General features: G+C 34.5%; 9 protein-coding genes. 8 read left to right on the top strand and 1 reads right to left on the bottom strand.

Annotated elements, in window-relative coordinates; translation table 11 throughout:
• Positions 1-107 precede the first annotated feature (107 nt).
• On the bottom strand, positions 108-488 hold the full coding sequence (locus tag KO504_RS14065) for an SPOR domain-containing protein (protein WP_215927872.1): 381 nt from the start codon (positions 486-488) through the stop codon (positions 108-110).
• A 298-nt stretch (positions 489-786) separates the two neighbouring features.
• Here KO504_RS14065 and KO504_RS14060 point away from each other — a divergent pair, with 298 nt between their 5' ends.
• The 8 genes from KO504_RS14060 (at position 787) to KO504_RS14025 (ending at position 12605) form a co-directional block, all read left to right on the top strand.
• Positions 787-2076 carry a c-type cytochrome gene (locus tag KO504_RS14060; protein ID WP_215928288.1) on the top strand — a complete coding sequence of 430 codons (1290 nt, stop codon included), beginning with the start codon at positions 787-789 and terminating at the stop codon, positions 2074-2076.
• A 27-nt stretch (positions 2077-2103) separates the two neighbouring features.
• The gene (locus tag KO504_RS14055) at positions 2104-5373 is read left to right on the top strand and encodes a TAT-variant-translocated molybdopterin oxidoreductase (protein WP_215927870.1); all 3270 of its coding nucleotides are present in this window, start codon (positions 2104-2106) and stop codon (positions 5371-5373) included.
• 87 nt (positions 5374-5460) lie between these two features.
• Positions 5461-7200, top strand: a complete 1740-nt coding sequence (gene nrfD / locus KO504_RS14050) for an NrfD/PsrC family molybdoenzyme membrane anchor subunit (RefSeq protein WP_215927869.1) — start codon at positions 5461-5463, stop codon at positions 7198-7200.
• Between the two features lie 8 nt (positions 7201-7208).
• Positions 7209-7748, top strand: a complete 540-nt coding sequence (locus tag KO504_RS14045) for a DUF3341 domain-containing protein (RefSeq protein ID WP_215927868.1) — start codon at positions 7209-7211, stop codon at positions 7746-7748.
• 1 nt (position 7749) lies between these two features.
• Positions 7750-8310 carry a c-type cytochrome gene (locus tag KO504_RS14040; protein WP_252723703.1) on the top strand — a complete coding sequence of 187 codons (561 nt, stop codon included), beginning with the start codon at positions 7750-7752 and terminating at the stop codon, positions 8308-8310.
• Between the two features lie 22 nt (positions 8311-8332).
• On the top strand, positions 8333-9691 hold the full coding sequence (locus KO504_RS14035) for a quinol:cytochrome C oxidoreductase (protein ID WP_215927867.1): 1359 nt from the start codon (positions 8333-8335) through the stop codon (positions 9689-9691).
• A gap of 24 nt (positions 9692-9715) precedes the next feature.
• On the top strand, positions 9716-10774 hold the full coding sequence (locus KO504_RS14030) for a cytochrome c oxidase subunit II (protein ID WP_215927866.1): 1059 nt from the start codon (positions 9716-9718) through the stop codon (positions 10772-10774).
• 37 nt (positions 10775-10811) lie between these two features.
• Positions 10812-12605 carry a cytochrome c oxidase subunit I gene (locus KO504_RS14025; protein WP_215927865.1) on the top strand — a complete coding sequence of 598 codons (1794 nt, stop codon included), beginning with the start codon at positions 10812-10814 and terminating at the stop codon, positions 12603-12605.
• Positions 12606-12641: the final 36 nt, after the last annotated feature.

The raw sequence follows: 12641 nt of genomic DNA, 5'->3' as shown, positions 1-12641 counted from the left end.
TTATAACAAATAAAAAAACCGACAAGTAATTGTCGGTTTTTTTATGAGATAAAATTAGAAAATATGAGTTATTTAAGGGGACTCATTACAGTTGTGTTAGAAGCTATTTAGTCGTCTGTTTTAGGTTGAAAAATAATAGCATTCATATACTTCTTTTTAATTTTTACACCAGCGCGTTCAGCTTCTAACTTTGTAGCAAAGTTGCCTACCCAAACTTTATAATTTGGAGTGTTCCATACAATTTCTACAGGCCATTCACTGTAAGTGTTTAAAAAGTTAGCTTTTTCTCGATCAGCCTTATCAGGATCCACGCTTTGAAATACTTGTATTTTATAGACCTTAGAAGTTTTGATGTCTTTTTTGTATTCCAATAATTTATCAATATCACTGTCTTGGCTAACGTTAACTGTTCCTTCTTGCGAATGAAGGGAAATAGATAATGCTAGACCTAAAAAGACAAGACAAAAAGATTTATTTCTTAATTTCATAGAGTAATTATTTATTGGCAAAGGTATAATTTTCAGAAGAACATGTGTGATTTTTTTATCTACATTTTAGCTGTAATCAATTATACTTCAAGCTGTCGGTAATTAAGGAACGAATATTCAATCATTAAATTTTCGAAATACATTATTTAGAATTGGTATAAATTATATATTAACACTTCTCTAAGATTTCCAAAATCGACTTTAAATGTTACTTTTGCCAGAGTTTTTATAAACATCTTTTTTCAAGTTTTTAATGAAAAAATCGTACCAAAGTTTAGAAGATAATTCAACTTATTATATGAAACAAGTGATTTACCGTAGTTTAACCTCAAGGATAGTTAGTCTTTGTTTTGCACTATTGCTTGCATTTTCGACCTCACTTACAGCTCAAGAAGGTGATCCAGTTAATGGAAAATCGCTCTATAATTCTAATTGTGCAGCGTGTCATAAGCTAGATAAGCCAATGACAGGTCCTGCATTACGTAATGTAGAGGCAAGATTGGCAGATGAGCAAGGCTTAGATAGAGAGTGGCTTAGTGCTTGGATTAGAAATAGCTCTTCGCTTATTAAATCTGGAGACGCGTATGCGAATAAGATTTTTAATGAGTATAACGGAACTCCTATGACGCCGTTTCCACAGTTAAGTGATCAGGATATTTCAGATATTTTGGCTTATACTGCTGAGGAGAAAAAAGAACCTGTAGTTGTAGAAAGCAACACTAATGAAGGTGCTAGTCAGCAAGGTGGTGTTTCAAATGATATCATTTTAGGTGCTTTAGCCTTATTGTTTGGATTATTAGCAATGGCGCTAGTGTTAGTAAACCGTACGTTAAATCGTTTTGCTAAAGCTAAAGATATTGAAGTCTTTACAGCGCAAGAAAAAAGAACACCATTATGGAAGGCGTTTGTTCAAAATCAATTTTTAGTATTGGTTACAGCAATTATCTTCTTGTTAGCAAGTGGTTACTTTGTGTATGGTTACTTTATGCAAGTAGGTGTAGATCAGGGTTACGAACCTGTTCAGCCTATTCATTATTCGCATAGAATTCATGCAGGTGATAATGGTATCGATTGTAAGTACTGTCACTCATCAGCTAGGGTAAGTAAGACTTCAGGTATTCCTTCTTTAAATGTTTGTATGAATTGTCATAAATCAATTTCAGAAGTAGCACCAGAAACTTTAGCAGAAGGCACAGAGTATGGGGTAGATTACAATGCGGAAATTCAAAAATTATACGATGCTGTAGGTTGGGATGGGACTGGTTATACTGGAGATTCTAAACCTGTTAAGTGGATACGTATTCATAACTTACCTGATTTTGCTTATTTCAATCACTCACAACACGTAGAGGTTGGTGGTATTGAATGTCAGACTTGTCATGGTCCTGTTGAGGAAATGGAAATAATGTACCAAAATGCACCATTAACTATGGGCTGGTGTATTAACTGTCACAGAGAAACAAATGTAAAAGTTAAAGACAACGAATATTATACTAAGATACACGAAGAATTATCTAAAAAGTATGGAGTTGAGCAGTTAACTGTGGCGCAAATGGGTGGATTAGAATGTGGAAAGTGTCATTATTAAATTAAATAAGAAGTAATTCAAAATTATATGTCATCAAACAAGAAATACTGGAAAAGTGTTGAAGAACTAAACGAAAATAGTTCTATTGTTGAGGCGCTACAACAAAATGAATTTGTGGAACCAATTCCTACAGATGAATTTTTAGGAGACAAAGAATCGTTAGAATCTTCGTCTACATCGCGTCGTGATTTCTTAAAATACGTTGGTTTTAGTACCGCAGCAGCTTCTTTGGCGGCTTGTGAAGGGCCAGTAATTAAGTCAATTCCTTACATAGTTCAGCCAACTGAGATTATTCCTGGTGTGGCTAACTATTATGCAACAACGATTGCAGATGGTTTTGATTTTACAAGTGTTTTAGTAAAAACAAGAGAAGGAAGACCTATTAAAATTGAGAATAACACTGAAGCTGGGGCTAGTGGTATTGCAAATGCGAGAGTTAATGCTTCCGTTTTAGGATTATACGATAACCTTAGAGTGAAATCGCCAATGAAAGGTGATTCTAAAATCTCTTGGGAGACGTTTATGTCTGAAACAACTTCAAAATTAAATGGGCTTAATGGTAAGGCAATTGTGTTTTTAACGCAAACATTGCCAAGTCCATCAACAAATAAATTGATTGCAGATTTTAAAGCTAAATATGGCAATGTAAATCACGTTGTTTATGATGCTGTTTCAGAATCTGCTACTTTAGATGCTTACCAAGCGAAGTACGGAGTAAGAGGAATGGCTAATTACGATTTCTCTAAGGCTAAGACTATTGTTTCTATTGGAGCTGATTTCTTAGGAGATTGGCAAGGTGGAGGCTTTGAGTCTGCTTATGCTAAAAAACGTATTCCTGAAGATGGTAAGATGTCTAGACATATTCAGTTTGAATCTAATATGTCATTATCTGGTGCAAATGCAGATAAGCGTGTGCCATTAACACCAAGTCAGCAAAAAATAGCTTTAGCTAAATTATACAGTGAAGTCACTGGGAATTCTGCTGGTGGTGCTAAGCTTCCTGAAGGATTAGACGCAGCCGTTAAAGCAGCAGCTAAAGAGATTAGCAAAGCAGGTAGCAATGCCGTTGTGGTTACAGGTATACAAGATGTAAATGCACAAACTGTAGTGTTAGAGTTAAATACTTACTTAAAGAGTAAAGCATTTGACCCTAAAACAACAATAAAAACAAGACAAGGAAGCGATAAAGCAGTTATGCAATTGGTTTCTGATATGAAAGCAGGAAAGGTTGGAGCTATCATCATGAATGGTGTTAATCCAATATATACATTGCCAAATGCTTCTGATTTTTCAGAAGGTCTTGCAAAAACAGAATTGTCAATTGCGTTCTCAATGAAACAAGATGAGACGTCAACTAATTGTCAATATATCGCAGCAGCACCTCATTATTTAGAATCATGGGGAGATATCGAGATGAAAGCTGGTCATTACTCAATGATGCAACCAACAATTCGTCCGTTATTTGACACTAAGCAATTTCAAGAGGTATTAATGGGGTGGACTGATAAGTCTGGTTCATATAGAGATTTCTTAAAATCATATTGGACAATAAATATATTAGGTGGTGCGTCATTTAATAAGGCGGTTCAAGATGGTGTTTTCGTGTCTAGTTCTGCAAAGAATGGTGGAAATAGTTCTTCAACAAGTATTGAAACCACAACAGCATTAAAAGATAAAAAAGATAGAACCTTCCTAGGTGGCGTTATTCATGATGTTGCTGTAGGAGTTGGTATAAAAGATGAAGATAAGGACGAATATGTAACAAACACAACAGCAACTACTGTTAATAATGGTGGTTCAGTTGCGGGAGGTTCGGTTTCAGCTTTATCTGGTGGTGAAGCTGCAAGAGCTTTAGCAAGTTCGGCTAAAGGCAGCGCAATGGAATTATTGCTTTATACCAAGACAGGAATGGGTGATGGTCAACAAGCCAACAACCCATGGTTACAAGAATTTCCAGATCCTATTACAAGAACAACTTGGGATAATTACTTAACAGTTTCTCAGGCAGATGCTGATAGGTTAGAGTTGAAAAATTGGAATGTAGCTAATGGTGGGTTAAATGGTAGCTATGCAAAAGTTTCAGTTAATGGAGCAGAAGCAATTACAGTGCCAGTAATCATTCAGCCAGGACAAGCAAAAGGATCTGTTGGTTTATCTTTCGGTTTTGGAAGAACATCAAAAGGTTTAAAAGAAGAAATGAAAACTGGTGTTAACGCTTATCCGTTATACCAAAATTTCAATTCAGTTCAAAACGTTACTATTGAAAAAGCTTCTGGTGAGCACGAATTTGCTTGTGTACAGTTGCATAATACTTTAATGGGACGTGGAGATATTATTAAAGAAACTACTTTAGAAGTCTTTAATACAAAAGATAAGAAACACTGGAATGCAGTTCCTGTTGTATCTCTTAATCATATAGAAACACCTGTAACATCTCCAGATGTAGATTTATGGGATGAGTTTGATCGTTCTATAGGTCATCACTTTAACTTATCAATAGACTTAAACGCTTGTACAGGTTGTGGAGCATGTGTAATTGCATGTCATGCAGAAAATAACGTTCCTGTTGTTGGTAAGTCAGAAATGAGACGTAGTAGAGATATGCATTGGTTGCGTATTGATAGATATTATTCTCATCAAGATACATTTGAATCGGATGATGCTAAAAAAGATGGTTTCTCTGGTTTATTTGGAGATAATGGATCTTTAGGAGGCTTTGGAGAGATGGAAAATCCTGCAGAAAATCCTCAAGTAGCATTTCAACCAGTAATGTGTCAGCATTGTAATCATGCTCCTTGTGAAACTGTTTGTCCTGTTGCTGCAACAGCACATGGTCGTCAAGGTCAAAATCACATGGCTTATAACCGTTGTGTAGGAACAAGATATTGTGCAAACAACTGTCCTTATAAAGTACGTCGTTTTAACTGGTTCTTATACAATAAGAATGATGAGTTTGATTACTACATGAATGATGATTTAGGACGTATGGTATTAAATCCAGATGTAGTAGTGCGTTCTCGTGGTGTAATGGAAAAATGTTCTATGTGTATTCAAAAGACACAAAAAACAATTCTTGATGCTAAGCGTGACGGACGAGAAGTTAAAGATGGAGAATTCCAAACAGCTTGTTCTGCAGCATGTGGAAACGGAGCGATGGTGTTTGGTGATATTAATGATAAGGAGAGTAAAATCTCAGCATTAAAAGAAGATGATCGTATGTATCATTTGCTAGAATATGTAGGTACAAAACCAAACGTAATCTATCAGACAAAGGTGAGAAATACATCAAAAGCATAAATAACTAAATAAAAAGTTAAATAGTTAGAAGTTGAAATAAACAACAGCTTTTAGCATTTAAACAAATCAACATTTAAACAATAAAGAATGGCGTCTCATTACGAAGCACCTATTAGAAGACCATTAGTAACAGGAGAAAAATCGTATCACGATGTTACTGTTGATGTCGCAAGACCAGTTGAAGGTAAAGCCAACAGATCATGGTGGATAGTTTTCAGCATTGCGTTGGTCGCATTCCTTTGGGGAATAGGTTGTATTATTTATACCGTATCTACCGGTATTGGAGTTTGGGGTCTTAATAAGACTGTAAATTGGGCTTGGGATATTACTAACTTCGTTTGGTGGGTTGGTATTGGTCACGCAGGAACATTAATTTCTGCAGTACTTTTACTCTTCCGTCAAAAATGGAGAATGGCAATTAACCGTTCTGCGGAAGCCATGACTATTTTCTCTGTAGTTCAAGCGGGTTTATTTCCAATTATTCACATGGGTCGTCCATGGTTGGCATATTGGGTATTACCTATACCAAATCAATTTGGTTCGTTATGGGTAAACTTTAACTCACCTTTACTTTGGGATGTATTCGCGATTTCTACATACTTATCAGTATCACTTGTATTTTGGTGGACAGGTTTATTACCAGATTTCGCTATGTTACGAGATAGAGCAGTTAAGCCTTTCCAAAAGAAAATTTACGCTTTAGTAAGTTTTGGTTGGTCTGGAAGAGCAAAAGATTGGCAACGTTTTGAAGAAGTATCTTTAGTACTTGCAGGTTTAGCAACTCCTTTAGTACTTTCTGTACACACTATTGTATCTTTTGACTTCGCAACATCTGTTATTCCTGGTTGGCATACAACGATTTTCCCACCTTATTTTGTTGCAGGTGCAGTATTCTCTGGATTTGCTATGGTAAACACGCTTCTTATTATTATGAGAAAAGTGTGTAACCTTGAAGATTATATAACAGTACAACACATAGAATTAATGAACATTGTAATAATGATTACAGGTTCTATAGTTGGTGTGGCTTATATTACTGAGTTATTTATTGCATGGTATTCTGGAGTAGAGTACGAACAATATGCATTCTTAAATAGAGCAACAGGACCTTATTGGTGGGCATATTGGGCAATGATGTCTTGTAATGTATTCTCACCTCAGTTTATGTGGTTTAAGAAATTAAGAACAAGTATCATGTTCTCTTTCTTTATCTCTATTGTTGTAAACATTGGTATGTGGTTTGAGCGTTTCGTAATTATCGTAACATCATTACATAGAGATTATTTACCATCATCATGGTCTATGTTTTCACCAACGTTTGTAGATATTGGAATTTTTATTGGAACAATTGGTTTCTTCTTTGTATTATTTTTACTGTATTCTCGTACATTCCCTGTAATAGCACAAGCAGAAGTAAAAACAATTTTAAAATCATCTGGAGAGCGTTATAAAAACATTAGAGAACGCGGTGATAGTTTAGTTGGAACAGGAGCAGATGCTAGAACATCAAATTTAGCTGCCAATACTATTACACCAACAAAACCAGTGGTTTCATCGGAAGATAATTCTACTAAAGTAAATGACCTTTTAGGTACTATTGGAGCGTTTGATGCCACAACAGGTACTTCAGACGATTTAAAGAAAATAAATGGTATTGGTCCAAAGATGGAAGAGGTGTTAAATAGTATAGGTATTTACACATTCCTTCAGGTAAGTAAGATGACGAAAAAAGAATATGACTTGTTAGATGCAATTACAGGTTCTTTCCCAGGAAGAGCAGAACGTGATGATTGGTCAGGACAAGCTAAAAATTTATTAAACAACTAATATAGTCTATGGAAGCTTCGAGAGTAATTCATGCTATTTATACAGATGATGATGTACTAATGTCAGCCGTCAAAACGGTTAGATCAGAAAAACATCACATTGAAGAGATATATACACCTTTTCCAGTTCATGGACTAGATAAGGCAATGGGATTAGCGCCTACACGCTTAGCAATAACAGCTTTTTTATATGGTTGTGTTGGTTTAACTGTAGCTATTGTAATGATGAATTTTATAATGATTGAAGATTGGCCTCAAGATATTGGAGGTAAGCCAAGCTTTAGTTATATTGAGAATATGCCATCATTTGTACCAATTATGTTTGAGCTTACAGTGTTTTTTGCAGCTCACTTAATGGTTATAACTTTTTACCTAAGAAGTAGAATGTGGCCGTTTAAAAAAGCAGAAAACCCTGACCCAAGAACTACAGATGACCATTTCTTAATGGAAATTGCTGTGCATAATAATGAAGATTCATTAACTGCATTGTTACAAGAAACAGGAGCTGTTGAGATAAATATTGTTGATAAAGATGAAGATGCACATTAATATGAAGATAGCCACAAAATATATCGTAGCATTAGTATTATTGGTAAGCTTTGTGTCTTGCCAAAATAACTCTAGACCCAATTACCAATATATGCCAAACATGTATGAGTCAGTTGGTTATGAAACATATCAAGAATCTGACGCATTTAAAAATGGTGTAGAAGCCCAGTTACCTGCAGAAGGATCAATACCAAGAGGTGATTTTATGCCTTTTGAAATTGAAAATACAAATGAAGGTTTTGCATATGCAAAAGCGAATTTAAAAAGTCCTTTAGATTCTTTACAAGTAGATTATACAGAAGGTAAGATACTATATGACATTTACTGTGGAATTTGTCATGGTAATAAAGGAGATGGTAAAGGTAAATTGGTTCAACGCGAAAAGATTTTAGGGGTTCCTTCTTACGATGATGTAGGAAGAGCAATTACTACAGGAAGTATTTACCACGTTATTTATTACGGTAAAAACACAATGGGTTCTTATGCTAACCAATTGAACGAGACTGAGCGCTGGCAAGTAGTAGCTTACGTTGAGAAACTGAAAGCAGATTTAGAAAAGTAAGATTTAGATAAAGATTATATAAATGGAATATAAAATTTCAAATCGATTAAGAATATTTGCTATTGTTCTTATAATTTTAGGAGCAATTGGCGTCACTTCTGGTTTCATATCTTCTAAAAGCTATGAAACGGTAGAAGATGTAAAAGAATTGTTGGCAAGTGAAGCTCACCACGGTGATGCTCACGAAGCAGATGCACATGGTGATGCTCACGGAGAAGCAGAATTACATGGTGAAGAAGCTCATGCTGAGGAAGGACACAAAATGAGTCATGAAGAACATGTCTTACACCAAATTCATAACAGACCTTATGCCGCACTTTATGTAGCAGCATTCTTTTTCTTTATGATTGCATTAGGTGTATTAGCATTTTATGCTGTACAATATGCCTCTCAAGCAGGTTGGTCGCCTGTACTATTTAGAGTCATGGAAGGTATTACATCTTATGTTTTACCAGGTGGTGTTATCTTATTAATAATCGCATTTGTTGCAGATAGTCATTTGTTTATCTGGTTAACTGATGGTATGACTACAGTAGGTCACGATAATTATGATGCGCTTGTCGCAGGGAAATCAGGTTGGTTAAATAAAACAGGATTTTTTATAAGAGGTGCTGTATTTTTAGCAGGTTGGTCTGCTTACCAATATTTTTCTAGAAAGTTCTCAGTTGCTCAAGATAATGCTGATATAAATGATAACAGAAACTTTAAAAAGAACTTCAGAATTTCAGCAGCATTTTTAGTATTCTTTATTTACACAGAATCAATAATGTCTTGGGATTGGATAATGAGTGTAGATCCACACTGGTTTAGTACCTTGTTTGGATGGTATTTATTAGCAGGTATGCTTGTTTGTGGTGTAACTACAATTGCCATGATAGCAATTTACCTAAAATCTAAAGGTTTATTAGAACATGTAAACGATAGTCACATCCATGATTTAGCTAAATTTATGTTTGGATTTAGTGTATTCTGGACTTACCTATGGTTCTCTCAATTCATGTTAATTTGGTATTCAAATATTCCAGAAGAAGTTACTTATTTTGTAACACGTATTGAAGATTATAACTTACCTTTCTTTGGTATGGTAGCTATGAACTTTGTATTCCCACTATTATTATTAATGAATAGTGACTTCAAACGCGTAAATTGGTTTGTAATAATGGCAGGAGTTGTAATTCTTTGTGGTCATTACGTAGATATTTTCAATATGATTATGCCTGCAACAGTTGGTGATAGATGGTTTATTGGAATTCCTGAAATAGGAGCAATTTTATTATTTGGTGGTTTATTTATGCTTGTTGTCTTTACAGCATTAGGTAAATATCCATTACTAGCTAAAGGAAATCCATTTATTAAGGAAAGTAAAAATTTCCATTATTAATTTTAAATAAGAACAGAAACGATAATGACTGCTTTATTAACGATTATAATTGTACTCTTTGTAGCTGTTGCCTTGTGGCAAATGGTAAAGATTTTTGACTTGGCCCAAGTAGGCACAACAAATTCCCAAATTGCGGACGACCATGATAACAAAATCAATGGTTATTTAATGATAGGTTTTTTAATTTTTATCTATGTTATAACTATTCTTAGTTTTTGGTATTTAGGAGATTTACCATTAATGTCTAATGCTGCATCAGAACATGGTGTAGAAGTCGATAATCTTATGATTATCTCTATGGTAGTTATTTTTATAGTACAGACTATTACGCAATTTTTACTACATTATTTTGCTTATAAATACAAAGGTGAAAAAGGAAGAAAAGCATTATTTTATGCAGATAATAACACTTTAGAATTTATTTGGACAGTAATTCCTGTAATTGTTTTAGCAGGTTTAATAATCTACGGTTTATTCACTTGGAATGATATTATGAATATCGATGAGGATGAAGACCCAATGGTTATTGAATTATATGCACAGCAGTTTAACTGGAAAGCACGTTATAGTGGTGCAGATAATGTCCTTGGTAAAGCTAATGTTAGATTAATAGACTTAGATCGTGCTAATATTTTAGGTGTCGATGAAGACGATCCTAATGCTCAAGATGATGTTATTGTAACAGAGCTTCATTTACCAGTAGGAAAGCCGGTTGTATTTAAAATGAGATCTCAAGATGTATTACACTCAGCTTATATGCCGCATTTTAGAGCGCAAATGAACTGTGTGCCAGGTATGGTAACTCAATTTGGTTTTACACCAACAATTACCACTGCAGATATGCGTCAAAATCCAGATATGGTTGAGAAAGTTAAAGATATTAACGCTCTTAGATTAGAACGTAAAGCCGAAATTGAAGAATCAGGACAAGAGTTGGTTTACGAGTTTGATTACTTATTATTATGTAACAAAATTTGTGGTACATCACATTACAATATGCAGATGAAGATTATTGTAGAAACACAAGAAGAGTTTGATGCTTGGATGAAAGAACAAACAACCTTTCCAAATTCATTAAATTAATAGAATTTTTTAAAGAAAAAGATAATAGATAGAGATTATGTCAGCAACTATAGATACACACGGTCACGACGATCACGACGTACATCATCACAAAGAAACATTTGTAACTAAATATATTTTTAGCATTGATCATAAAATGATTGCTAAACAATATTTAATTACAGGTACTATAATGGGAGTTATAGGTGTTTTAATGTCTATAATGTTTCGTATGCAAATTGCATGGCCAGAACAGCCAAACGTATTGTTTGAAGCATTACTAGGTAAATGGGCTCCAGACGGAGTTATGGATGCAGATATTTATTTGGCCTTAGTGACGATTCATGGTACTATTATGGTATTCTTTGTATTAACTGCAGGGTTAAGTGGTACATTTAGTAACCTCTTAATTCCGTTACAAATTGGTGCTAGAGATATGGCTTCAGGATTCCTTAATATGGTGTCTTATTGGTTATTCTTTATTTCTTGTGTTATAATGATTAGCTCATTATTTGTAGAAGCCGGACCAGCAGCAGCAGGATGGACAATCTATCCACCACTATCTGCTTTGCCTATGGCATCAGGAGGTTCTGGTTTAGGAATGACTTTATGGCTAGTCTCAATGGCTATATTTATTGCATCATCTTTATTAGGATCTTTAAATTATATAGTAACAGTAATTAATTTACGTACTAAAGGGATGTCTATGACAAGATTGCCATTGACTATTTGGGCATTCTTTGTAACAGCGGTTATTGGTGTGGTTTCTTTCCCAGTATTATTGTCTGCAGCGTTATTATTAATTATGGATAGAAGTTTTGGAACATCATTCTTCTTATCAGATATATTTATTCAAGGTGAAGTATTACATTACCAAGGTGGATCACCAGTATTATTCGAACATTTATTTTGGTTCTTAGGTCACCCAGAAGTATATATCGTTATCTTACCTGCTATGGGATTAGTGTCTGAAATTATGGCATCAAACTCTCGTAAGCCAATTTTTGGATATAGAGCGATGATTGCTTCAATCTTAGCAATTGCTTTCTTATCTACAATTGTTTGGGGTCACCATATGTTTATTTCAGGTATGAATCCTTTCTTAGGATCTGTATTTACATTTACAACATTATTGATTGCTATCCCATCTGCTGTAAAAGCCTTTAACTGGATAACAACCATATGGAAAGGTAATCTCCAAATGAATCCAGCCATGTTATTTTCTATTGGTTTTGTTTCTACCTTTATTACAGGTGGATTAACAGGAATCATTTTAGGTGATAGTGCATTAGATATTAACGTTCATGATACTTATTTTGTAATTGCACACTTCCACTTAGTAATGGGTATTTCTGCACTTTACGGAATGTTTGCAGGTATTTATCATTGGTACCCAAAAATGTTTGGTCGTATGCTAAATAAAAACTTAGGATATTTACATTTCTGGATCACTGCAATTTGTGCCTACGGAGTTTTCTTCCCAATGCACTTTATTGGAATGGCAGGATTACCAAGACGTTATTACACAAACTCTAACTTCCCGTTATTTGATGATTTAGCAAATGCAAATGTTATCATAACTATATTTGCTATTATTGGAGGTTTAGCACAAATTATTTATTTGTATAATTTCTTTGCAAGTATGTTCTTTGGTAAAAAAGCAGAACAAAACCCTTGGAGATCTACAACTTTAGAATGGACTACTCCTGTAAAACATATACATGGTAACTGGCCAGGAGCTATTCCTCACGTTTACCGTTGGTCTTATGACTACAGTAAACCAGGACATGATGTAGATTTTGTACCTCAGAATGTACCTTTAATGGAAGGTGAAGAGGAATTACAGCATTAAACAAATTTCTGCGAAGGCAGGAAACTCATAATAGAT

The organism is Winogradskyella psychrotolerans, from assembly GCF_018860565.1.
GTDB lineage: Bacteria > Bacteroidota > Bacteroidia > Flavobacteriales > Flavobacteriaceae > Winogradskyella > Winogradskyella damuponensis.
This window is presented reverse-complemented; position numbering and strand designations above follow the sequence as displayed.